We start from the raw sequence: 24,171 nt of genomic DNA, 5'->3' as shown, positions 1-24,171 counted from the left end.
AATATGGCAGAAATACTAGATCGAATTCTAACTAATAAAAAGATAATTAATATTGACACGTATTGTTTGAATTATCTCTTTGATGCTCCTTTTTAAAGTTCAACTTTTTGTTTAGAAACAAAGTATACGGATAGTTAGAAACTAAGTTTACTACAGAACTATAAATCATCCAATTCATAGTTTATATTATCCTACTACAATAGGTGGTATAAATGGAGTGGATACGATGAAGCAAATGAAGATAGTGCTGGCTATGTGCGCAGCATTGATGTTAATGATAGCTATTCCCGCAGCATCTGCTATAACGGTGGATGGGGAAAAAAGTACGGATGAATGGAACGATAACTGGAGTTATGGCCAGGTTAATGGTACTGGCTATGACATATATGACGTAGGAGACAGGCTGGAAATAAGACAGGGTGCATTCGGTCAAGATACCAATACATGGTATGAAGAAGACCCTAAGAACGATTCAGGAACCGGTCATGATGACTCAATGGCCCAGCTTGGAGACTCAAGTGGCTACGATGTAAAACAGATTTATGGTCACTACGATGCAGCCAATGATACCTTATACGGTATGAGCACGGTCTATGGAATCCCAGGAGATCTTGACGGTGATGGCAGCATAGACACAGACTGTAGCGAGTATGGTGACTGTGTTGGAGATGAGGGCCCTGCAGGTACAGGAATGGGTGACCTTGAAACATGGAAGATCAGGATTAGTCAGGATGGAAACCCCGCTGTCACACTCAGAATTCAGAATAATAACTGGACAGTAGAGCAGGGACCACTGGCTTACGATGATGTAGAAGCTGTATTTAGTCCAACAGAAGATGGTGTCTATGAAATTTCAATAAACGGTGTCAGTGAAATATGGGATGTTGGTCCCTGTCAGCCAGATCTGAAAGTTGAAGTATATGCTGGTGGTCTGGATGATGCCCCTGGGGAAGACACTGCAACTGCATTTATACGTCTTCCATGTCCTGATATCATGATCAAGAAGTATGTATCTCCCGACAATTCAACCTGGTATGATGCACAAACACAAGCATCAGGGCCAATACTTGACAATTCAAGTGATGTTTACTGGAGGTACAATGTGACCAACGTAGGGGACGAACCACTCGTCGATGTGAATGTCACAGACAATAAGGAAGGCTTTATCTGTGATATCGGTGACCTGGCAGTATCTGAAACTGAGGTCTGCTACTACAGTGGTACTGTTCCAGACACATGTGTACCTTACTCAAATGTGGGTACTACCAATGGAATCGGATTGATATCCGGTGTTCCAGTTAATGATAGTGACCCGGCTCACTACAATTGTGAGAAAAAACCTCCAAATGGTGTTCCTGCAATGACACCAATTGGTCTGGTTGCCCTTATTGGAATGCTTGGATTTGTCGCGCTGAGACGCCGTGACTGATCCCTTTCCTTTTTCTTTTTTGACACTAAGTATAAATAACGTAAAAGCATTCTTTTTACGGGGAATTCCGGGGGAATAAAATATAAGCCGCAAAAATAATTCCAAATCATTGAAATATAGAATAAAAGAACTTGCGGATAACCGGGTAGCAAGGTTTGTTGCTCTCTATCTGTTTTATATAGGGCTTTTTACAGGCATGTATCTTTTCTTCAAAGAAGACCTGGGATTTTTGAGGAACTTAACAGCAGAAGTGTTCTCGTTTAGCATGAGCCTTCTGGGTGTCACAAATTCGGTTGATGAAAATATACTACATTTTACCAATGGAATAACAGCCATGAAAGTCGTGGATGAATGTACCGGCATATACGAGGTGCTTGTCTATTCCGGCTGTGTGATGGCATACTCCACAACTTATCAGAAAAAACTTATGGGAATAGCCTTTGGTGTGCCAGTAATATTAGGTATAAACATGGTGCGTCTGGTATGTCTTGGATTTGTAGGGCTCTGGTTTCCCGAAATATTCGACTATGTCCACTATTACTTATGGCAGGTCACATTGATTCTAATTATAGTACTGGTTGTTCTGATATGGATAGAGAAAGTAGTGAAAAGATGAGGATTTCGGTATTTATAGGCAAATTCCTGTTATACCTGACAATTTTGTTCATCCTGGGTATACCGGCGATCAGGGCATATCTTGCCTCCCCGAGCCATGCATTGAATACATTTGATTTTATCACATTCTATCTGCCTCTGAATCTTGTACCTTTTATTGCACTTATCATGGCTACTCCGATAGATAATAAAAGAAGGCTGAAACTCATCGTTGTGGGGTCGGTTTTGATCCTCTTATTTACTCTGGTGGTCATAGCACTGCAATTCAATTTCCTCTCTGTAGCCGGAGAATTGTTCTATATTTATGCTATCGGCAGGACAGCATTTCCCTTTTTGTTGTGGGTTGCATTTGTATACAAGGATTTGAACTTTGAATTATGAACAAACTGCGCTCAAAGGAAAGCCAAATTGAGATAAAAAAGTAATTTTCTGTAATCATTCTCAGAAACATTTTTATTCAAATGCCGACATTAAGAGGATGGCTCGATGATTAATTATATATGATAGTTACGGTAACATATTGCATTCACATTTACGAGGAAGTGTTATGGAGAATATAAAGATCGCAATTGCAGGGATTGGCAACTGCGCTAGCTCTCTCATTCAGGGTCTGGATTACTACAGGGATAAAACCGAGACAGATGCTATCGGTCTAATGCATTGGACCATTGGAGGATACCAACCCTCTGATATTGAGGTTGTAGCTGCGTTTGATATTGATAAGAGAAAAGTGGGGAAAGACATATCAGAAGCCATCTTTGCAGAACCGAATTGCACTGATGTATTCTGTCCCGACATTCCTGTAAAAGGCGTAAAAGTTACTATGGGCAGCATCCTTGACGGTGTTTCTGAGCACATGACGGATTATGAAGATAAATACAAGTTCATAACCAGTGATGAAAATGAGTCCACAAAAGATGATGTGGTGCAGGTTCTGAAAGAGTCCGGTGCTGAAATGCTCTTGAATTTCATGCCTGTAGGGTCAGAAAAGGCTGCACGTTTTTATGCGGACTGTGCTCTGGAGGCAGGAATTGGTTTCATTAACAATATGCCGGTTTTCATTGCCAGTAATCCTGAATGGGCTCAAAAGTTCGAAGAGAAAAACCTGCCGATAATTGGTGATGACATAAAGGCCCAGCTTGGAGCCACTATTACTCACAGGACACTGGCAGACCTTTTCAGCAAACGTGGGGTTAAACTGGAAAAAACTTACCAGCTAAACACAGGTGGAAATACCGATTTCCTCAATATGCTCAATCGCAGCAGGTTGTCTTCCAAGAAAACATCCAAGACTGAGGCTGTACAATCCGTACTCAAGGACCGTCTGGATGATGAAAATATACATGTCGGTCCAAGTGACTATGTGCCCTGGCAAAAGGACAACAAAATTTGTTTCCTGAGAATGGAAGGAAAACTGTTCGGCGATGTTCCTATGAATATCGAACTACGTCTTTCAGTTGAGGATTCTCCTAATTCTGCAGGTGTTGTAATCGATGCTATACGCTGTTGCAAGCTTGCACTTGAAAGAGACACCGGAGGAGTTCTCTATTCCCCTGCATCTTATTTCATGAAACATCCGCCTAAACAATACAACGATGATGAAGCCTTCCTCATGACAAATGATTTCATCGAAGGCAACAGGGATAACTGAAATACAAGATGCCTTATCAAATAAGGAAAATATTTGGTGTGGATTTTAGCGGTTCTAAAAAAGCCTGCAATAAAATATGGGTAAGTGAAGGCACCGTTTACGATAAATTCCTTAAAATCCACGCCTGTCATCCTGCTCTCTTTTTTTCTGAAAACCATGATACTCAGAGTTGTATTGCTACTCTTTATAGCATGATCGTCAGAGAAAAACATGCTATTTTTGGAATGGATTTTCCTTTCGCATTACCATTTTCCCTCACAGAAGAAAACAACTGGAAGGATTTCATAATCAATTTCCCTTTCAAGCATGATTCTGCAGAAAGTTTCAGGGATTACTATCGCCAGAAAACAGATGGAAGAGAATTCAAGCGTAAAAAGGAAAATGAAAAAGGCGCACCATTTGCTGCATATAATCTCTGGTTGTACAAACAGACTTATCATGGTATCTCAAGGATAATTAATCCACTTGTAAGGAATAACCTTGCCTGCGTTCTCCCTATACAAACTCCGAATCCTGAAAACCCCTGGATAATTGAGATATGTCCGGCCTGCACCCTGAAAGAAAAGGGTCTATATGTGCCGTATAAAGGAAAAAAGAGTGGTAGAGAAACTAACAGGAAAATTATTGTGGATAAGTTAGAAGAACTCAATATTGTGCTTGATGATGAAATAAAAGAGATATGTATCTCAAACATTCAAGGAGACGCTCTGGACAGTATTCTGGCAGCGTATGCCGTATTTAGAAATATGCAAATACTGGAAGGAAAAAATCCGGATGAACTTGAAAAAAGAGAAGGGGATGTTTATTATTAATCCTCTTTTGCTCCTATATTCAACAGTTCATAAATATCATCAGGTTTTGTCAATATGTTCATGTTTTCCATTTCGGCCAGTTTTTCTGAATTGGTAACATCAATGTCCCGCATCTTCAACTTCATTTTTCTTCCACTGGGTGCATAGGTGGTAACATCGCCACGCACCTGATCGACAGGCAGGACATATATTGGTGTTTGCCCCTTTGCTGTCTGGGCCACTACATTCGTTACAAGAGTATCGGCAATGCCGTGTGCTATCTTGGCAACAGAATTGGCTGTGGCTGGTGCGATTATTAAAGCATCATAGTGACCAACCTGCAGTGGGCCGGCAATAAAAGGTGAGTTGGGACCTGCATCTGTTTTGAAGTTAGAAAAATCCTTCTGTATGTCATCCCACATACGATACCATTTCATTACAGTTTCCCCTTCTCTTGAAAGAAATACCATAAACTCGATATCAGTTTTTTTCTTTATGTCAACCATTATGTCATACGTCTCTTTTATAAGGTCACCTGAGCCTGTAATACCCCATGCGATTCTTTTCATATTATCACTCCTGTAAGTTAATAACCTGTAAATAGTTCATATTTTACTTTTGCTTTATCGATAGCCATTTCATATAATATTTCCCTGACAGCCTTCACCATTGGCGGAGGGCCACATAAGTAGAAAATACGGTCCCTGTAATCCGGAATTTCACGCAATATCATGCTTTCACAGACACGCTCCCTGCAACCTGCCCAATCATCGGAAGCCCTGGTTAAGGTATGTACAACTTTCAGATTGGGATTGTGCTTTTGCATAATATCCAGCTCGTTTTCAAAGGCAATGTCCTGCTCAGTTTTGTTACTGGATATCATAACAATATCTGTATCCATGCCCGTATCTGTACAATATCGCGATATACTGATCATCGGAGTAATGCCAATCCCTCCGCTAATAAGGGCAATTTTGTCATATTCTCCTGAATAGGTCATTTTCCCGAAAGGGCCTTCAATGCCTATCGGATCACCCGGTTGAAGTGAGGCCAGGGCATTGGAAAATTCATGGCCGGTCAATTTCTTGGTGAATTCTATATTTTCCTTATTGGAGGGGGCACTTGAGATGGTAAAAGGTTTGCGTACCTTATTGCCGTTGATTTCCAGCTCTATCATTATGTACTGGCCTGCAAGATACTCAAAACCATCAGGCCGGGGAAAAAGGAAACTTAGCACATCTTCGGTCCTGGGAATAGTTTCCATCAGCCTTGCATTGAATTGCAATTTATCCTCTCCTTTATTGTTCCAGTTTTTTCATTTGCCGGGATGTCTCAATAAGTTTTTTCATTGTACGACGCAGACTGCGTAGGCCTTCCTCATCCTCATCTATTCCTTCTGCCCCTTTATCCTTGGACCACAGCGTACCTCCCAGATTTGACCCGAAGGAGCCTCCGGCAACAGGGAACATTTCACTGATTACATAAAAATTCAATATAGTCTGGAGAGCGGGTTCCTGTCCTCCAACACGGTCTCCTCCATCTGCCAGTGCAGCACCAACTTTATTTTGAAATGCTTTGGGATTTGCAGCTACAACTGCCCTGCACCTGTCCATAATGGTTTTGGTCTGTGCACTGAGATTTCCCTGGTATACGGGTGTGCCTATTATCCAGGCATCTGCCCAGAGCATTTTCTCATACAGGTCTGAAATATCATCTTTGTGTATACATCCCTGTTTGGTCCTTATGCAATAATCGCAATGGATACAGAATTTCAATTCTTTCCCGCTTGCAGAAAAACACTCTACTTCAGCATTGTATTTTTCCTTTGCATAATCCAGTGCATATTGTACGGCATGTGCAGTTGCTTTTTTACGAGGACTGCCCGAAATACCAAGTATTTTCACAATGTCCTTGTCGGACATCAATTCACACTCCTTTCACTCAAGTACAATGGCATCAGCCGGACAGGCATCCACACACAGCTCACATTCTATGCAGTCATCAGGCCGTGAAACTACTGACTTTGTATCCCCGTTGGAATCTTCTTCCAGATCAAAAACTTCTGTGGGACAAACTTCAGCACATTCACCGCTTCCTATACATTTATCTTTGTCTACAACTGGTGGCATATTCTTCCTCCTTACATTTTCCTTCTAAACAAATAAACTGTTAATAATGAGATCAAGCCAACAATACTTCCAAATCCTGGTGTTCCTTCAGACTCTACCTCACCGTTTATTCCGCCTTTAACGGACTCCATCTCTACAGTCGGAACCTCATACTCCTTTTCTTCGAAAAGTTCATCTATCAGGTGTTGGGGTGCAGACCTATAGAGCAATTTGGTATCCACAATGATGGGGTCGACTACACCTTCTGGTACCGTGAAATTATGAACCTCCACAGCAGTTGACTCAGGAGCAATCCTGTTATCAGATATTACATCTGTAATTTCCCATAATTTTTGAGTATGATTTCCGTCAGCATCGGAATATAAGGCCCAGTAAATAATTCCATTTTCGATATTGCCATCTTCATCCAGATTTCCTGAACTGTAAATTTCGCGTCCCTGACTGTCTTTTATATCCACCTGTGTCCACATTTGCCTGGCTTCAGTAAGTCCTGTAGGCAAATTATGACCTGCCCCGGAATTCGTAATTGATACTTTTATGGCAACTTCTTCGCCGGGTTGCGCATTTTCGGGAATGTTTACTTCCAGTGTAGCCACTTCCTGAAGTCTTTTGATTGCCATCTCCTTATGATCATCCTCTCCCAGTATCCCTGTAACAAAAACATTGGCTCCAGCGAAGTTGTGCACCGATATATGGTCTCTTTTGGGTGCGCCTGATCCAGCACGCCCGGGATTTGCCTCAAATTCAGTAATTCCAGGTGTCATATGACAATCCTGACATTGGACCTCTTCTTCAGCATAGGGGCCTTCACTCCATGCCTGGTAGGTGTCATCCAGCACTACACCTGATGTTGGATGGGTGATCTGGTGACACATTCCGCAATACTCTGATTTTGTATAGAATTCACTGTACTGTGATTCATGGAAAGTAGATTCTGAATCATCGAAGGGGCCATATTTTGTCTCAGAAGGAGCCACTGCATAACCTCCGTTGCCTATTTCGGAGGATTCCTTTACACTGTGACAAAAATCACAGCCCACTCCTTCATCAGCCTCTTCACTTATATCGGGGTTATCTATAGGAGGGACCTGTCCCGAAACTACACTGACAGGTATGTGACAGCGCGTACAGAAAACATCAAGAGAGCCATTTGTTTCTTCACTTGCAAGTTTTAGCTCTTCCTGATAAAATGGGTCGTCAAAAGCATGGTAATGCATACTGCCTTCCCACTGGCTGGTCGTGATGGCATGGCATCTGTTGCATGTAGAATATGAAGTAAAATCTTCATGCGATAAGGAATCTGCTTCAGTGGGAGAAGCATCTGCTACAATACCTGCACAGGCAAAAAAGAATGTCAAAATGATAAATATGGATATATTTTTCACTACATACCCCTTCTTGAAATCCCCGTCAATATTAATCAGAAGAAGGCTATACACCTCCTTTCTGCCTTACTCCTGCAGTAACTTAAGTGCCTCCCTGCATGCTGCAACTGCAGGTGCACCTGAAGTGATAGAGATCACTTCCATTGTTTCCATTATTTCCTCTGCTGTGGCGCCATTTTTAAGAGCGCTCTTCATCTGGGAGACAGTGCATGCCTCACATTGTTTGGACGCAACGACTGCCAGTGCCATAAGTATCTTGTATTTAGCAGGCATGGCTCCGTCTGACAACAATTTGTCGTGACATCTCCTGTACTTCTTAACGAAATTGGGATCTATTTCTTTTAGTGTATGGAGAATATTTGGGGCAAACCCCATCTTATCTTCGATATCCTTTACTACTTTCTCATGTTCTGCCATTAATTAAACCTCCTATGTATAATCAATCAAAGGAATCTTCCATCGTGTTATCGAAGCAGTAGTTGCACATAAAGTGAGGAAGGCCCTTATGAAGGCGCTTAACCTCGGGTGGTTTTCCAACTGAAACCTGTAGCTTTACTTCTTTAGAGTGATCCATACACAGCCCTTTCCCGCAAACAATACATACTGCAGTGGCTTCTACATCTTTCCCTGCTTCAACACAGTCATAACATTTCATCATAGAACTCACCTCAGAAATTTTCCTTCAAAGCCTCATGGCATGGTTTGCAAAGTATTTTGAGTAGAGGTTGCATGTCCTTTAACTCACAGGCATCTCCCATACATTTAAGTCGCGCTTCATATTCCCCTTCCAATACGGGAATCTTTTCTCTTACGAGATGATTCTCACAGACGCCTCTGCCACATATGATACAAATACCGACTGTATCAGTACTTTTATTTTCTTTTTCACATTCATAACATTTCATTATTGATTCACTCCCTTATTGATTCCAAAATATACATAAACAGGATGATTACTCCATAAGTTCCATTTCTTCCCCGCAGCAAATAAGTACTCCGCCGCCAACCTCAGTGACTTCAACTTCATTGCCACAGATATTACAGACGTATTTTTCACCTACTTTTTGAACTCCCATCGATTTAACTCCTTGTATTTATTTGCATAATAAAAGAGGAGAGATGATTATTTATGCATATCGGTGACTGGGAAAATATAGCAGTCTGTATCAATATCCGTGCCTTTCGAAATAAGTCTGGAAGATTACCAATCTAAAGGCAAACAGGAAAATACCGTTCAAAATCAATAAGGTTTTAATATATGTATGCAATCCTCAATAGCGTCAAAATATTGAATAATAGGAGGATTCAAATGTCATTTGGAATAGAGTTCGTACCAGGAGACCCAGTTCTCAAAATCGCCCACTATGCAAAGCTTGCTGAACAACAGGGATTTGACAATGTTTGGGTTACAGATCACTACAACAATCGTGATGTTTATACCACCCTTGCAGTGTTGGCTATAAACACTAACAGCATAAAACTCGGAACAGGTGTGACAAACCCATACACCAGAAATGCAGCTATCACTGCGTCCAGCATTGGTTCAATCAACGAGATTTCCGGTGGCCGTGCAATCCTTGGTCTTGGACCCGGAGACAAGGCAACCTTTGATGCAATGGGGATCCCATGGGACAAACCATTGACCACAACCAAAGAATCCATTGAAGCCCTTCGCGGATTCCTGGGTGGTGAAAAGGTTGAAATGGACGGTGAGATGATCAAATTCGGTGGCGCTAAGATGGCATTCAAGACCGGCGATGTACCGATTTACATGGGTGCACAGGGTCCTAAGATGCTTGAACTTTCAGGCCAGGTCGCAGATGGTGTACTGATCAATGCATCTCATCCAAGAGACTTTGAAGTCGCAATGGAAAAAATAAAAGCAGGTGCCGATAAGGCAGGCCGCAGCATGGATGAGATCGATGTTGCAGCTTATGCATGCTTCTCTATAGACAAGGACGCAGCAAAAGCCAAGAGCGCTGCAAAAGTAGTCGTTGCTTTCATCGTTGCAGGTTCCCCTGACATGGTACTTGAACGTCACGGAATCGACCCTGCAGCCAAGAAGGACATTGGCGCTGCAATCTCCAAAGGTGATTTCGGAGCACTTATGGGTGACCTTGTAACCGACGAAATGATGGATGCTTTCTGTATCTGTGGAACCCCTGAAGATTGTAAGCAAAGGATCAATGACCTGAAGGACATTGGTGTTACCCAGATTGTTGCCGGATCACCTCTTGGACCTAACAAAGAAAAAGCAATCAAACTCATCGGTAAGGAGATCATCGGAGGAAACTGATGGTTCATCCGAAGATACTAGAGGTCATTGACTATGACGTCTGTACCGCTTGTGGGGCATGTGTTTCAGCATGTCCTGCCGGTGCTATCGTCATGAACAAAAAGGCCGAAGTAAGAGATCCGGACAATTTGGAGCTTTACACCAAAGGTGCTGCTCCAAATGTCTGTGAAGGCTGCTATACCTGTGGGCGCATCTGTCCTGTAGTAGATGGTTATTTTGAGGACGAATTCGCAAATGTCAGGAGTTTCTTTGGTGCAAAAAGTGACATCGAAGGACAGGACGGCGGTGCAACAACTGCAATCGCAAGCAAACTGCTTGAATTGGGAGAAGTAGACTGCTTTGTGGGAATTACCCGCAATGACAAATGGGAAACCGAACTGGAAGTCTTCACCGATTCAGAACAAATCAAAAGAGCCAAAGGTACCAAATACACATATGATTCCGTACTCTCTGCTCTGAGGGACCCCTTCGAAAAATATGATAAAATCGGTGTAATCGGTGTACCCTGCCAGGCTCACGGTGCACGTTTGATATCCGAAAATGTCAATGATAAGATCGTGGTTATTATAGGGCTTCTTTGTATGGAAAGTTTCTATCATGATGTTATGTCCGAAAAAATCATAAAAGAGATAATGGGACTCAATCCTGAAGATGTTGTAAAATTCGACTTCGCAAAGGGTAAGTTCTGGGCATATACAAAGGATGGCGAAAGCCACAGTGTCAAGATTCCAGAAGTTGGTCCGCATGCCAGGAACCCCTGCCACCACTGCTGTGATTACACATCAGTTTCAGCAGATATATCAATAGGTTCAGTAGGTGCACCGGACGGATGGAACAGTGTCCTGATCCGTACAGACGAAGGTGAAAAATACTTCAAGATGGCCGAAGATGAGCTTGAGATTATGGATGATCCAAAACCTGGAATGGATCTTGTCAAAAAACTGGCAACCATGAAACACAACAACAATTCACAACATTATCTTGAAGTTTGTGAGAAGTTCAGCTTCGATGAATGTGGCATCAGATAAAACATGCATCTCAAAAGGGCATTCTACATAGGGCGCTTCCAGCCATTCCACAAAGGCCATTATTCGGTCATAAAAACGATTGGGAAAGATATTGATGAACTGGTAATAGGTGTCGGAAGCGCTCAGAGAAGCCACGAGACACCTAATCCCTTTACTGCCGGTGAACGCATAATGATGATTCGCCATTCTCTTGCAGATACAGACATCAAACATTATGCAGTTCCCATAGATGACATCCAGCAAAACGCAGTTTGGGTGTCCTATGTCACTGCAAGGACTCCTCCCTTTGACATAGTTTATTCCAACAATCCTCTAATCCTCGAGCTTTTCGAAGAAGCAGGCATCGAAACCAAGCAACCTCCCATGTATCATCGGGACAAGTATTCAGGCACTCTTATCCGCGAAAAGATGATTGCCGGTGAAGATTGGGAGCAATTCGTTCCTGAAGCTGTAACAGAGGTTATTGAAGAAATCGATGGCGTCAGGAGATTAAAAAATGTCTCCGGCAGCGATCAGACTTTCTGACAAACTCCTGTCCTTAATTTTTTATAGTACGTCCGTTGAATATTGTATAGTGTAAAGAATATTCAGGGGGTATCTAATGACCGAGAAAGCACCGGTATTTTGTGAAAAATATTGTATTGTATGCAGGGGAGCAAGAGCTGGAAACCCTATTTGTAAGACAATCCAGAATCTTGAACTCAGGATATTTGGCAAGGAAGGTTGCATATGGGGAAAAGCAAGGACCAGATACTACGGCGTAACACCTGATGAGGAAATACCTCCGGAAAAGAAAAAATGATCAAAAAATTTCTCCGCTCCAATCAAAAGAGCCGGGTTTGAATTTATCAATGGGCGGATGTCCTGAGGATATGCCATCGATGATTTCTCTTACATCCCCACCAACTTCACTTATACTTCGGTCCGTGGTACCAATTTCAAATACCATCTCACAGTTTTCTACTGACTCCACAAGTATAACATCGAGACATTCTGCTTCTATGTTCTCATCCACTTTTGCAGGTTGATATCCCCTTTTTTCAAGCCTGTTTTTGAGTTCATTGGGAGCCGTACGTAGTACGATGGAAACATCTGCAATCAGATGGGCCATGTGGCTGTCAATGATTACAGGCTTTTCAGATTCTTCCATGACTGACAGCCGTTTTTTAACCACATCAAGGTCAGTAACCACACAGTCCCGTTGTTTATCTTCTTCTACGAAAAGATTCTCGGATCTTATGAGTTCGTTCAGATGAACCACTCGATACCCAAATTCATTCTCAAGCAGCCTGGATACAGATGTTTTCCCGCATCCAGGGGTGCCGGTTAAAGCAATAAACATATGTCCTGATTACAATTGCCTCTATTATTAAGGATTAATCCTTCCGAATGACCAGCGCCAGAAAATTTTCAATAATTTTCAAACCATCACTCATCAGGACAGATTCAGGATGGAACTGGATGCCATAAACAGGATATTCCGTATGCTTAATTGCCATTATTGAGCCATCTTCTGTATGGGCAATGGATTTTAGGGGTGGGGCAAGCTCTTTAATTTCCAGTGAATGGTACCTCCCCCCTTCAAAAGGATTGTCAAATCCCTCAAAAAGAAGGGAATCGGTGTGAATTATTGATGAAGCCTTGCCGTGGACCGGGCCATTTGCACATCTGCCAGTACTGCCACCGTAAGCCCGATTTATAGCCTGATGGCCAAGGCAAACTCCCAGTATAGGTGTATTTGATCCGTATTCCTTAATAATTTGGAGGCAGTTGCCGATATCTTCAGGTCGTTCAGGAATGCCCGGGCCGGGTGATATGACAATTGCATCTGGTTTTATATTTTTGACTTCTTCCATTTCCACTGTATTTGGAACAACTACGGTTTCAACACCCAGTACTGAAAAGGCATCCACAAGGTTCCATACAAAGGAATCCCGGTTGTTTATAAACAGTACCTTCATATCATTCACCTTTTACTGCTTTAAGCATTGCAGCCATCTTGCGCTCGGTTTCTTCGTATTCCTTTGAAGGTACCGAATCTGCAACTATGCCGGCACCTGCCTGTATCATTGCTTTTCCCTCTCTCATAACAACCGTGCGTATTGCAATTGCAAAATCTGCATCCCCATTCCAGGAAAAGTAACCGATCCCTCCTCCGTAGACACCCCTGCCAAGTCTTTCAAGTTTTCTTATGATCTCCATTGCCCGTATTTTGGGCGCACCTGAAAGGGTTCCTGCAGGAAGAAGTGCCTTAATGGCATCGAACTGGTCACATTCCGGTCTTAATTTACCTTCCACTGTACTTTCGATGTGCTGGACATGGGAATAACGTACCACTTTCATAAAATCGGATACTTTTACAGAACCGCCTTCACAGACCATACGTACATCATTGCGGGACAGGTCAACAAGCATCACATGTTCTGCCCTTTCTTTTTCATCATGAAGCATTATTTCGGCATAGCTGCAATCTTCACTTTCGCTTTCACCCCTGGGGCATGTCCCTGCTATAGGATTGGTGATCACACGCCCATTATCCACAGTCATCAGGGTTTCGGGACTTGCACCTACCACAGCCATGTCCTTAAACGAAAGCACGTACATGTAAGGACTCGGATTAATAGAGCGTAGTTTTCTGTAAAGGTAAAGAGGACTATTGTGGTAGGGTAACTCATAGCGCCGCGAAAGAACCACCTGAAAAATATCACCATCCAGAATATGTTCCTTTGCCTTGCTTACTGCATCTTCATATTCTGCCCCGGTCATTGTGCAGGAAATATTTTCATTCTTAGCACTTCTCGCTGATTCATTGTCCTCGATAAATGGCGGCCGGTTAAGTACTACCTGCATGCTGCGGGCTTCTTCAAGTACATCATCATAAACCTGTGCTGCATTTGAAGAATTTGCAAGTGGAGTTTTCACGTAATAAGTCCTCTTTTCAAGATGGTCAAAAACAAAGGTACCTGTAGTGAACATGAACTGCATGTCAGGCTCCTTTGCCCCTGCTGGAATATCCTGTTTCAACCAGCAGTCATAAATAATGTCATATCCGGCATATCCCATTGCACCACCCAGGAAAGTCTGCCTGTCAAATCTATTTGCATTGAGAAGAGGCAGCGAATCATCAGCCACAAATACTTTCCTGAGGGCATCTAATACTTCATATCCTGTTTTTATGGTTCCTTCAAAATGACAGGATTTGGATTCAAGAGAATCGCAGACATCTCCAAGCCTTTTTTCCATCAAATCTGTCAGGGATGATTCATGTGACATTGTCAGGCAAACACGTCTGCCTTTCATGGAAAGTAAGGCGAGGGGATCTGCACCTACAAAAGAAAAACGTGCGTGTCTGCTCTCTTTTTCTACAGATTCCAGAATATAGGAGTAATCAAAATGATTTTCAAGAAGAGTATAGAGGTCAAGCGGGGATAGGGATGTTTCCACTTCGGCTACCAGTTGTACAAGGGCCGGACCATCTTCCCTTTTTACAAGTGAAATGAATTCATCCCTTCCAATGTCAAATTCCATCAATTACTACACCTCACAGCTCTTATAAAATCGCAAACATGATTCAAATCTTTTTTACCTTTCACTTCAACCCCGGAGGCAACATCCACACCATAAGGGGACACAATGTCCACACATTTCCCCACATTTTGCGGATTCAGTCCACCTGCCACAATCAACGGAACAGGGATGTTTTTTGCCACTTCGCTGCTTATCTTCCAGTCATGTGTCAGGCCACTACCTCCGCCACTGCTACAGGCAGTGTCCAGAATTGCCGAATCAATAAGGTTACATTCTGCAAGTTCATTGATGATTTTAATCGTTTCCAGAACCATTGTTTTATCAGAAATCGAAAATTTCTGTATTATCCGGACATGCATTGTCCGCAGTGCGGTGAGTAATTCCGTGTCAGCAGTGGAATGCACCTGCACCATGTCCGGTCTTGCATTGCTTACAAGTTTTTTGGCATGTGCAATCGATTCTGGCATTATTACCATAACTGTAGTGACAAAGGGAGGGGTGGCGTTTATCAGTTCAGTGCTGAACTCCATATCCAGATTGCGAGGTGTGTCCACCGCCACTTCTGTTATAAAACCTACTGCATCAGCACCACACTTTACTGCAATATCTATATCATCCACAGACTTCATTCCGCAGATTTTCACCCTTGTGGCAGGTTGCATTTGATCCCCTGGAATTTGTGAATTGTGCAAGTTCTTCGAGTTTTTCAAGAGCTTTGCCATTGTCGATTACTTTTTCAGCAATCCTTGAGGCTTCCTTGAGAGACGAAGCCTTATCTGCAACATAGATAGCAGCAGCAGCATTAGCTACCACTATATCCCTTTTGGGTCCCTTTTCCCCTTGCAGGATATAACGTATGTCCTTTGCATTCTCTTCAGGAGTCCCACCTACAATATCAGGTGCACATGCCCTTTTAAGACCCATATCTTCGGGCTTGATTTCATAGGTAGTTATTACTCCATCCTTTAGTTCTGCTACATAGGTTTCCGAGAGGGTGGATATTTCGTCCATCCCGTCACCATGGACCACCAGTACTCTTTCTTTGCCAAGTTTCCTGAGGACCTGCGCAAAGGGTTTGCAGAGGCCCTTATCGTATACACCAACAACCTGCCTGGAAGCAAGCGTTGGATTTGAGAGGGGACCCAGCAGATTAAAGATAGACCGAAATCCAAGTTCTTTCCTGACCGGCGCAACTCTTTTCATAGCAGGGTGGAAATATGGCGCAAAGAGAAAACCAATCCCTGCAGACTCCATACATTTTTTCACTTCTACCGGTGAACAGTTCAGGTCAACACCGAGAGATTCAAGCACATCAGCACTTCCCGAAAGAGATGTTACGGCACGGTTTCCGTGTTTTGCGATTGTCACTCCGGCAGCTGCAGCTATAATGGCTGCGGATGTGGAAATGTTGATTGTGTTATGACGATCTCCACCCGTTCCAACAATATCCACGAGTGGTCCGGCAATTGCGGGTTTTATTATGACAGCCTCATCAAGCATTCCTTCTACAAATCCACTTATTTCTTCAACACTTTCCCCTTTGACACTCAGAGCTCCAAGAAAAGCTCCTATCTGGGCATCCGTTGCCTCCTGTAGGATATATTTCAGAGTTTTCTTTGCTTCAGTAGCAGTCAGGTCTTCTCCGTTTACTATTTTTTGCAGGCACCGTTGCATATAATCACCATACTTCAATGTATTGAGTTGTACATTTATGTACAGGTATTTCATAGTATAAATATATACCTCTCATAATGCAACACCCAAAATAAAAATACAATAAAACGAATGATAAACAGAGGGGCAATGAGTGAGAGATTATAATTCTGAATTATCCAAAAAGACAGGTATGCCCCCCGGTACACTGATTCATGTTGGGGATAAAAGGGTGGAAGAACCTAAACTGACATTGGTGGAGTACAATGGGGACAATCTGGAAGTACATGTCAGTCAGGACATCGACATAATTAAAGATCTGGAATTTGCAGAAGACAGGAAAATATGGATCAATGTAGATGGTCTGCACCAGACAGAATTAATTGAAAGTCTGGGAAAATTATTTGGGGTTCACCCAATTGTGCTGGAAGATATTCTGAATACCAATCAGCGGCCCAAAACCGAATCCTATGAAGATTATATCTATGTTACAATTCGGACTCTGTTTTATGAACGTCTGGAAAATACGGTCAACTCAGACCAGATAAGCATAATACTGGGTAATAATTTCATTCTCTCATTTCAGGAAATGGAGACTGATTTATTCAAGAAGATCAGGCAGAGAATGGAAAGGCCTGCAGGAATCATTCGCAAAAGGGGGGTAGATTACCTTACCTATTCCCTCATAGACTCTATTGTGGATAATTATTACCTGCTTCTGGAAGACATTGGAGAAGAAATTGAGAGGCTGGAAGACGAATTAATAAATGAACCATCACCTGCAACCTTGCAAAATATCCATGAGCTTAAAAGGGAAATGATCATTTTACGCAGGTCCCTATGGCCACTCAGGGAAACAATTGCATCCCTGCAACGTGATGAATCCGGTTTAATCAAGGAAAGTACTGATATATATTTGCGCGACCTCTATGACCACTCGATACAGGTCATCGAAACCGTGGAAACTTACAGGGAAATGTTATCCGGCATGCTGGACCTTTATCTTTCAACTGTCAGTAACCGGATGAATGAAGTGATGAAAGTACTGACAATCATTGCTACCATTTTTATCCCTCTCACTTTTATTGCAGGCATCTACGGAATGAACTTTGAGTACATGCCCGAATTGAAATGGGAATGGGGTTATCCCGCGGTTATGATTTTTATGGCCACTATGGCTGTAATTATGCTGTATTATTTCAAAAAAAAGACCTGGCTGTAAACTCTTTGGAGAATCTACATATAAATATGTACCATAAATAATACTAAATAGGACATATATCAATACATATCAAATAAAATCAATTGAAATATATTTTTTTAATTTTGTAGAAGGGGCATTTAGCATAAAGTGGACAAACATAAACCTTGAAACCAAACTGGTATTTCTGATTACAATCGGAACTATTATTATTTTGATGGGTGCTACCCTAGTTATCACTTCTACAGTTACGGATCAGCAAAGGGACCTTGCATACGACAAATCGATCAAGACTGCAGAAACTTATGCCAGTCAGTTCAATACGGATATGCAATCAAGTATGTCCATTGCCCATACCCTTGCAAGCAGTCTGGAAAAATATGAGACACGAAATCGGACTGAAGCCAATGCTATGCTGGAACAAATACTGCGGCAAAATCCAGATTTGATAGGTAGTTACGCCTGTTTTGAACCAAATGCTTTCGACGGGATGGATGCAACATATATAAACGCAACCGGCCATGATGAGACCGGTCGTTTCATTCCGTACTGGAATACAATTGGTGGAGAGGTGAAACTCGATCCACTTTTATATTACCAGACATCTTCCTACTACCAGTTGCCAAAGAAACTGAAAAAAGATGTAGTTACCGAACCCTATCTTTATGAAGGGGCATTGATTGTCAGTTTTGTCTCACCAATAATGAAAGGAGGAAACTTTCAGGGAATTGCTGGTGTGGATGTTTCTTTGAATTATATTGATGATATTGTCAGTGATATAGAGATATTTGACACCGGTTATGCTTCTGTGGTGAGCAGGACAGGAATCCTGATGTCTCACCCTACCGAAAAGGAATGGGTCGGTCATAAATCATTGAACTCATTCGACATACCAAACATACAGAAATTGAAAGTGGACGTATATAATGGGAAAAGCGGTCATATTGAAACCCTTGACCCGATTACCGGAAGAGAAGTAATAATTTTCTATGAACCTGTGGAAACAGGCAAATTTTCATTTTTGTTGATTGTACCCAAAGAAGAAATGCTTGCGGGAGCGAATGCACTCCAAAAACAACTTGCAGGTATTTCCTTTGTAGCAATCTGTTTCATGGGGGGAGGGGCACTCTTAATAGCCCGCTCCATAACAAAACCAATAAAACGAATAGTTGGCAATTTTAATAAGATATCGGATGAAGCAATCGAAGGGAAACTGGACACACGGGCAAATACCGATGTAGACATTGATTTCCGGAAAATTCCACAGGGATTAAACAGCATACTTGATGCCCTTGAGGAATCAAATGCTTCTATTCAGGAAATGAAAACAGTTATAGACAACAGCCCAGCTATTGTATTCAAATGGAAAGCTACACCCGGCTGGCCAGTAGAGCTTGTATCCGATAACATCAGTTTGCTGGGATATTCACCAGAAGAATTTAGTTCAGGTCATCTGTGGTATGGTGATATTGTACACCCTGATGACCTCGACAGGGTTCAGAATAATCTGGATAAACAGATGGCAGAAGGACAGAATGATTTCACACAGGAATACAGGATAATCACCAAATCCGGAGAGATCAAGTGGGTCGACGAAAGGACACTCATCAAGAGGGATGCAAAAGGTAAAATAAAATATCTGCAGGGAATCATTCTTGATATCACTGAAAAGAAGGAAGCTGAAAAAGCAATTATTGAAGCAAAAGGGATGGCAGAAGCGGCAAACCAGACCAAAAGCCAGTTTCTGGCGAATATGAGCCATGAATTGCGCACACCCCTAAACTCTATAATCGGTTTCTCAGATGTGCTGTTAGAGGAGGCATTTGGGAAACTAAATGAAAAACAAAAGAAATATACTCATAACATAAACACCAGTGGGCACCATCTTCTTGATATAATCAATGATATACTGGATCTTTCAAAAATAGAAGCTGGAAAAATGGAATTAAATCCTGAAAATTTTGGACTCGAAGAAATAATATCCGAATTGAAAAACACACTGGAGCCTCTTGTAAAAAAGAAACAACTGATTTTGGATTTAGATACCAGTCTGGAATATCCTGTTTATGCAGACAAGCTGAAGATCAAACAGGTACTGTACAATTTACTTAGCAATGCAATCAAGTTTACACCTGAAAAAGGAAAGATTGCAATTGATATTGATTGCGGGGAAGAAGAAATCACTATTAGTGTGTCTGATAGCGGGATTGGTATTCCTCCAGAAGAACAGGACAAACTGTTCCAACCCTTCAGACAAATTGATTCTGATTCCAACAGGCAATATCAGGGAACAGGTCTGGGATTGGCTCTGGTAAAGAATATTATAGAAATGCACGGTGGTCAGATATGGGTTGAAAGTGAAGCCGGAAAGGGAAGCACCTTCAAGTTCACCCTCCCCCTGCAAAATGATCGTTAAGCGGCTACACCCATACCGGTTGTAACTATCAACAGCCCACCGAGTATTATAAACTGGCCATCTGCCATCAGGTCGCACAGGGAATTATTTCCTGTAATCCTCCCAAAGAATATAACATAGCAGAGGGCATAGATAACTCCTGCTGCCAGCACTAACAAAGATGCAGTACCCAACTGTTGCATACCGGTATTTATCATGAAATAACCTGATGCCAGTGTAAGACATATTAATAATATGCGGGTTTTTTCTGCACCAAGCAGCACTGGTATGGTGTCTATTCCTGAAATACTGTCACCCTCGATGTCTCTCATATCAAAAATTACAGTATTGACAAATACCAGAGAGAAAAAGTAAATAAAGGTCACAAATACCAGATCTCCCATTGCCTGCCCATATACCAGTGAAGGAAGAAAGGCAGGAGTTGATGCCCATGCCGTTGCTATTACCAGGTTTTTTACAGATGGGATTTCCTTAAGCCGACGATAACGAAAACCTGAAGGAAGCCATGCAAAACTGTAAAGCAAGCCACTGACAAGAGGAATGGCAGTAACAAGAAGAGCTTTAAATCCGTAGGGATATGCAAGCAGGAAAGCAAAGAGATAAGCAAGAATTGAGGACAGGAACAAGAACTTCTCATATTTCTTGGTAAAAGAATAGCGTTCGGAGTGGTTTATTGAATCTTCATCCTCGTCTGCTTTACGATCGATGTTATAGACAGAATATGTGACAAGGAACATTATAGCCATTGTCTGCCAGGATAGGGCAAGCCCCTGTAACTGACAGGCCATATATGCCATTACAGCTCCGGCTATCGAAAGATAAACCGAACTGTAGGTAAGGAAATCAAGAATTCTTTTAACAACTGTACCATCGAGATTCACCCTGTATGCAAGCGACTTATATTCACTCATGCATGTAATGTTTATAGTAGGGGTAAACGTTAGTTGCGGCTCTTAATATTAATCGATCTGATTAATCTTAGTCATAATAATATATGTATAGTTCTCAGCTTATATTATATTTTACAGGTCAAAGTTCATCCGGGAGATTTACGTCATGTAAACTTCCGGAGGTTCCTTCAAACACGACAGGTGTGTAAAAAACATGCTAAAAGAAGACCCCAGAATTTTGATAATCGATGACGAACCCGATATAATCGAATTACTGGAAATTTTTCTTGAAAAATTCAAGACAATGTCATCCCCTTCTCCGTTAGAGGGACTTGAGATTGCAAAAACTGAACATCCTGATTTAATTATACTTGATGTGATGATGCCTCAGATGAATGGTTATGAATTATGCAGGGAAATTAAGCAGAATCCCTCTACGCAAAACATCCCGGTTTTTATGTACTCAGCACTTTCTGATAGTTCTGATATTAAAAAAGGATTACAGGCCGGTGCGGACGAGTACCTGAAAAAACCAATCCATCCCTGTGAACTTGAAACAAAGGTGCAGGAGACTTTGTTTAAAAAAAAAGCATTTGAATGTAGCGTTCCTGCCAATAGGCTGATACTACAAAGGTAATACAGTTAGATTAAATCCAATTCAACTGCATCATCCAGATAGTATTCAAATAATTTTTCACCCCATTTGATGGCAGTTTCATCATAACTGAAAAGGTCTGTTGTAGTGTCATATGTAACTCCATCACTTTTGTACAAACCAAGAGAAAGACATTTATCAGTGACAGTAAAACCGAGATTTATATTATTGTCGACCATGAAAACCTGGAAATTGGGTGATTTTTGAAGCTGGTGAATTTGCTCAATATATGGCTGTTGTCTTAATTCCTCAACCACACTTTTTGTGACTATTAATTTTACAGGGATGCCTTCATGTATCCTGTTTCCAAGGATCTCAGCATGTCCCGAACTCATAATCGCGGTTATTCCATATATGTGATTTGCATTTTTGATCATGTCCAGAAAGTGGTGGTACACATTGAAAATTTCCACGTTCGTATCACTGACGATCTTCGAATCATAAAGACTACCTATTGACTCGAGTAGGGGTTGTGGTATAGCTTCCATGTAATGGGACTGCCAGAATTCTTTATGTTCCAATATCGTACCCATGGTCATGACCGAATCTGCAACTCTGGAGGCAACAATTTTACCCAGGGGTGTTAGCCTGTATTCATGTTCCACACTTTCAATCAACTTATTGGATTCAAGAATCCTTATCTTTGGCAGCAGGGCCTGTGAAGTACTTCCTGTAACTTCACGTAGTCTTGCCAGTGTGTTGTTATCCACATAGAGCGACAAAAGCATTTGTGCCTGCAATCTTGATCTATAGATAGCCTGCACATCCTTCTGTACATCCTCATATATATCGAGTATATCCATCCGATCTCACTCTCTCAGGAAGAAAGTGGTATTTAATCTATATAATAATTTCATATTGGATATTTTTGGATATTGCAGCCGCTTTTCAAAGACAAATCCAAAAAAAAGAACATGGCAAACCAAAAGCTATCTTTGTATATCCACATTCAATTCCTTTCCAGACCCAGAATAGAATATATAGTTTCCATGTCCAGGAACTCTTCCATCAACTGTGCCAATTCTTCGTAGGGGTCATCTTCGAGGTCTTCTTCATTGTATTCGATCCCCTTTTTCTCCAGAAGATAGGAAACAAAGGCTTTCCTTATGTTGGCATTGGAAAACAAACCATGTAGATAGGTTCCCACTACCATACCACTTTCATCCACGCAACCATCGTCTCCAAATACAGGAGCCGTTGAACCAGTATCTCCCATGTGAATCTCATAACCAGCTATGGTTTCACCTTTTATTGAATCAAAAAAGGGACTTGCCCTGTTTACTTTCTTTGTCACCTGAACGGTTTTTTTCTTGTATGCATCAAATATGGTATGGATATCCAGCAGGCCCAGTCCTTCGTAAGTCGCATCTGCTTCGCCCTCAATTGCAGCATCTTCTATTTGTTTACCCAGCATCTGGTAGCCGCCACAAATGCCCAGGATAGGTACCTTCCTGTACAGGGATTGGATCTTTTCAGCCATGCCACTATCAAGCAAATCCTGCAAATCACTTATGGTGTTCTTAGTACCGGGAATAATAACAGCATCAGGCGTACCTAATTTTTCATCCAGGTCCACATAGCGTATATTTACAAGGCGCTCCAGGGGTTCAAAATCTGTAAAATTGGATATTCTGGGAAGCCGGATCACAGCCACATCGACATCATACATTCCTGATGGAGATGATTTGTCCCCGATGGATACCGAATCCTCGGAAGGGATACCGAGTTTTGAATATGGCATGACGCCCAGTACGGGAATGCCGGTTATCTGTTCCAGTTCTTCCACACCAGCCTGAAGTATGGTGGGGTCTCCCCTGAATTTATTGATTATCATTCCCCTGACATTTTGCCTGACATCTTCAGGCAGAAGCTGGATAGTACCATAAAGACTTGCAAAGACCCCGCCTCTTTCGATATCACCGACAAGTATTATTGGCGCATTTGTTATCCTTGCAGTACCCAGGTTTACAATATCCCTCTCATAAAGATTTATTTCAGCCGCTCCGCCTGCACCTTCCATTACGATTACTTCATAATCGTTTCCCAGTGTTTCGAGTGCCTGACGAAGTACTCCATGAGTTTCTTCTATTGAATCGTAGTAGGAACCCGCACTTTTGTCGGCATAAGGTTTGCCCATAAGTATGACCTGGGAAACCCTGTCACCTTTTGGTTTCAGAAGCACGGGATTCATCTCAGCTGTGGGTTCAACACCTGCAGCCATTGCCTGTATTGCCTGTGCTATTCCTATTTCCTTGCCATCCGTTGTGATCCATGAATTCAAGCTCATGTTCTGTGCCTTAAACGGGGCAACCCTGTATTTGCGGGAAAATATCCTGCAAAGTCCGGTGACGATTGCACTCTTGCCTACATGCGATGCCGTACCCAGAACAAGTACACTTTTGGAAATATCATCTCCTTTCATTTACAACAACCTTTTATGTAGCTAGTGATATTGTATAGGTACAATATCCAATCAATTCCAATAAACTTTACTTGGGAGAACA

At 41.9% G+C, this 24,171-nt stretch carries 29 protein-coding genes; 12 read left to right on the top strand and 17 right to left on the bottom strand.

Annotation, left to right across the window (positions count from 1 at the left end; translation table 11 throughout):
- The first annotated feature begins 226 nt into the window (after positions 1-226).
- The 5 genes from MMAH_RS07590 (at position 227) to MMAH_RS07570 (ending at position 4,507) form a co-directional block, all read left to right on the top strand.
- Positions 227-1,429 carry a VPXXXP-CTERM sorting domain-containing protein gene (locus tag MMAH_RS07590; protein WP_013037965.1) on the top strand — a complete coding sequence of 401 codons (1,203 nt, stop codon included), beginning with the start codon at positions 227-229 and terminating at the stop codon, positions 1,427-1,429.
- Positions 1,430-1,538: 109 nt separating this feature from the next.
- Positions 1,539-2,045, top strand: a complete 507-nt coding sequence (gene artB / locus MMAH_RS07585) for an archaeosortase B (protein WP_013037964.1) — start codon at positions 1,539-1,541, stop codon at positions 2,043-2,045.
- Entirely contained in the window at positions 2,018-2,425 is a 408-nt protein-coding gene (locus MMAH_RS07580; protein ID WP_013037963.1) for a hypothetical protein, read from the top strand. The genes artB and MMAH_RS07580 overlap by 28 nt, the downstream gene beginning before the upstream one ends.
- 166 nt (positions 2,426-2,591) lie before the next feature.
- Positions 2,592-3,695, top strand: coding sequence for an inositol-3-phosphate synthase (locus tag MMAH_RS07575; protein ID WP_013037962.1), 1,104 nt, complete (start codon positions 2,592-2,594; stop codon positions 3,693-3,695).
- A gap of 8 nt (positions 3,696-3,703) precedes the next feature.
- Positions 3,704-4,507 carry a hypothetical protein gene (locus MMAH_RS07570; protein ID WP_013037961.1) on the top strand — a complete coding sequence of 268 codons (804 nt, stop codon included), beginning with the start codon at positions 3,704-3,706 and terminating at the stop codon, positions 4,505-4,507.
- Here the strand turns inward: MMAH_RS07570 and afpA are convergent.
- The 9 genes from afpA to MMAH_RS07525 all read right to left on the bottom strand — a co-directional run bounded on the left by afpA (position 4,504) and on the right by MMAH_RS07525 (position 9,076).
- A complete protein-coding gene (afpA, locus tag MMAH_RS07565; protein WP_013037960.1) occupies positions 4,504-5,055 on the bottom strand; it encodes an archaeoflavoprotein AfpA in 552 nt (183 codons plus the stop codon). The two genes, MMAH_RS07570 and afpA, sit on opposite strands and share 4 nt — an antisense overlap.
- Before the next feature lie 17 nt (positions 5,056-5,072).
- On the bottom strand, positions 5,073-5,771 hold the full coding sequence (locus MMAH_RS07560) for a ferredoxin--NADP reductase (protein WP_013037959.1): 699 nt from the start codon (positions 5,769-5,771) through the stop codon (positions 5,073-5,075).
- A gap of 13 nt (positions 5,772-5,784) precedes the next feature.
- Entirely contained in the window at positions 5,785-6,408 is a 624-nt protein-coding gene (locus MMAH_RS07555; RefSeq protein WP_013037958.1) for a flavodoxin family protein, read from the bottom strand.
- Between the two features lie 15 nt (positions 6,409-6,423).
- Positions 6,424-6,615: a 4Fe-4S dicluster domain-containing protein gene (locus MMAH_RS07550; protein WP_013037957.1), complete on the bottom strand. Its 192-nt coding sequence runs from the start codon at positions 6,613-6,615 to the stop codon at positions 6,424-6,426.
- Between the two features lie 11 nt (positions 6,616-6,626).
- Positions 6,627-8,000 (bottom strand): multiheme c-type cytochrome, encoded by a 1,374-nt coding sequence (locus MMAH_RS07545; protein WP_172632582.1) that lies wholly within the window; start codon positions 7,998-8,000, stop codon positions 6,627-6,629.
- A gap of 66 nt (positions 8,001-8,066) precedes the next feature.
- Entirely contained in the window at positions 8,067-8,417 is a 351-nt protein-coding gene (locus MMAH_RS07540; RefSeq protein WP_013037955.1) for a carboxymuconolactone decarboxylase family protein, read from the bottom strand.
- A 22-nt stretch (positions 8,418-8,439) separates the two neighbouring features.
- Positions 8,440-8,658 (bottom strand): DUF2180 family protein, encoded by a 219-nt coding sequence (locus tag MMAH_RS07535; protein WP_013037954.1) that lies wholly within the window; start codon positions 8,656-8,658, stop codon positions 8,440-8,442.
- A 10-nt stretch (positions 8,659-8,668) separates the two neighbouring features.
- Entirely contained in the window at positions 8,669-8,905 is a 237-nt protein-coding gene (locus MMAH_RS07530) for a DUF2180 family protein (protein WP_013037953.1), read from the bottom strand.
- A gap of 48 nt (positions 8,906-8,953) precedes the next feature.
- Positions 8,954-9,076 carry a desulfoferrodoxin gene (locus tag MMAH_RS07525; protein ID WP_013037952.1) on the bottom strand — a complete coding sequence of 41 codons (123 nt, stop codon included), beginning with the start codon at positions 9,074-9,076 and terminating at the stop codon, positions 8,954-8,956.
- A 233-nt stretch (positions 9,077-9,309) separates the two neighbouring features.
- On the opposite strand from MMAH_RS07525, the gene mer reads away from it, so the two are divergent.
- The 4 genes from mer to MMAH_RS07505 all read left to right on the top strand — a co-directional run bounded on the left by mer (position 9,310) and on the right by MMAH_RS07505 (position 12,126).
- Positions 9,310-10,296, top strand: a complete 987-nt coding sequence (gene mer / locus MMAH_RS07520; protein WP_013037951.1) for a 5,10-methylenetetrahydromethanopterin reductase — start codon at positions 9,310-9,312, stop codon at positions 10,294-10,296.
- Positions 10,296-11,324 (top strand): F420H2 dehydrogenase subunit FpoF, encoded by a 1,029-nt coding sequence (gene fpoF, locus MMAH_RS07515; protein ID WP_013037950.1) that lies wholly within the window; start codon positions 10,296-10,298, stop codon positions 11,322-11,324. Before mer ends, fpoF begins: the two co-directional genes overlap by 1 nt.
- A gap of 3 nt (positions 11,325-11,327) precedes the next feature.
- Positions 11,328-11,849, top strand: a complete 522-nt coding sequence (locus MMAH_RS07510) for a nicotinamide-nucleotide adenylyltransferase (protein ID WP_013037949.1) — start codon at positions 11,328-11,330, stop codon at positions 11,847-11,849.
- A 76-nt stretch (positions 11,850-11,925) separates the two neighbouring features.
- The gene (locus tag MMAH_RS07505; protein ID WP_013037948.1) at positions 11,926-12,126 is read left to right on the top strand and encodes a hypothetical protein; all 201 of its coding nucleotides are present in this window, start codon (positions 11,926-11,928) and stop codon (positions 12,124-12,126) included.
- On the opposite strand, the gene MMAH_RS07500 is transcribed toward MMAH_RS07505, so the two are convergent.
- From MMAH_RS07500 to trpD, 5 genes are read right to left on the bottom strand one after another with little or no spacing between them, the layout of a single operon-like run.
- Complete coding sequence (locus MMAH_RS07500; protein ID WP_013037947.1) at positions 12,127-12,666, bottom strand: adenylate kinase family protein; 540 nt, start codon at positions 12,664-12,666, stop codon at positions 12,127-12,129.
- Between the two features lie 34 nt (positions 12,667-12,700).
- Positions 12,701-13,285, bottom strand: a complete 585-nt coding sequence (locus tag MMAH_RS07495) for an anthranilate synthase component II (RefSeq protein WP_013037946.1) — start codon at positions 13,283-13,285, stop codon at positions 12,701-12,703.
- Between the two features lies 1 nt (position 13,286).
- Positions 13,287-14,852 (bottom strand): anthranilate synthase component I, encoded by a 1,566-nt coding sequence (trpE, locus tag MMAH_RS07490; RefSeq protein WP_013037945.1) that lies wholly within the window; start codon positions 14,850-14,852, stop codon positions 13,287-13,289.
- A complete protein-coding gene (locus MMAH_RS07485; protein WP_013037944.1) occupies positions 14,852-15,514 on the bottom strand; it encodes a phosphoribosylanthranilate isomerase in 663 nt (220 codons plus the stop codon). Before MMAH_RS07485 ends, trpE begins: the two co-directional genes overlap by 1 nt.
- Complete coding sequence (trpD, locus tag MMAH_RS07480) at positions 15,465-16,526, bottom strand: anthranilate phosphoribosyltransferase (RefSeq protein ID WP_013037943.1); 1,062 nt, start codon at positions 16,524-16,526, stop codon at positions 15,465-15,467. The genes MMAH_RS07485 and trpD overlap by 50 nt, the downstream gene beginning before the upstream one ends.
- Before the next feature lie 133 nt (positions 16,527-16,659).
- On the opposite strand from trpD, the gene corA reads away from it, so the two are divergent.
- Complete coding sequence (corA, locus tag MMAH_RS07475; RefSeq protein ID WP_013037942.1) at positions 16,660-17,727, top strand: magnesium/cobalt transporter CorA; 1,068 nt, start codon at positions 16,660-16,662, stop codon at positions 17,725-17,727.
- 196 nt (positions 17,728-17,923) lie between these two features.
- The gene (locus MMAH_RS07470) at positions 17,924-20,122 is read left to right on the top strand and encodes an ATP-binding protein (protein ID WP_013037941.1); all 2,199 of its coding nucleotides are present in this window, start codon (positions 17,924-17,926) and stop codon (positions 20,120-20,122) included.
- Here the strand turns inward: MMAH_RS07470 and MMAH_RS07465 are convergent.
- Positions 20,119-21,033, bottom strand: coding sequence for a UbiA family prenyltransferase (locus MMAH_RS07465; RefSeq protein ID WP_013037940.1), 915 nt, complete (start codon positions 21,031-21,033; stop codon positions 20,119-20,121). The genes MMAH_RS07470 and MMAH_RS07465 overlap by 4 nt on opposite strands.
- 193 nt (positions 21,034-21,226) lie before the next feature.
- On the opposite strand from MMAH_RS07465, the gene MMAH_RS07460 reads away from it, so the two are divergent.
- A complete protein-coding gene (locus MMAH_RS07460) occupies positions 21,227-21,649 on the top strand; it encodes a response regulator (RefSeq protein ID WP_013037939.1) in 423 nt (140 codons plus the stop codon).
- Between the two features lie 5 nt (positions 21,650-21,654).
- Here the strand turns inward: MMAH_RS07460 and MMAH_RS07455 are convergent, their stop codons facing one another.
- Together MMAH_RS07455 and MMAH_RS07450 are read right to left on the bottom strand one after the other, a co-directional pair.
- A complete protein-coding gene (locus MMAH_RS07455) occupies positions 21,655-22,470 on the bottom strand; it encodes a helix-turn-helix transcriptional regulator (RefSeq protein WP_013037938.1) in 816 nt (271 codons plus the stop codon).
- Between the two features lie 146 nt (positions 22,471-22,616).
- Positions 22,617-24,089 (bottom strand): cobyric acid synthase, encoded by a 1,473-nt coding sequence (locus MMAH_RS07450; RefSeq protein ID WP_013037937.1) that lies wholly within the window; start codon positions 24,087-24,089, stop codon positions 22,617-22,619.
- Between the last annotated feature and the right edge of the window lie 82 nt (positions 24,090-24,171).

The organism is Methanohalophilus mahii DSM 5219, assembly GCF_000025865.1.
GTDB classification, from domain to species: domain Archaea; phylum Halobacteriota; class Methanosarcinia; order Methanosarcinales; family Methanosarcinaceae; genus Methanohalophilus; species Methanohalophilus mahii.
This window is presented reverse-complemented; position numbering and strand designations above follow the sequence as displayed.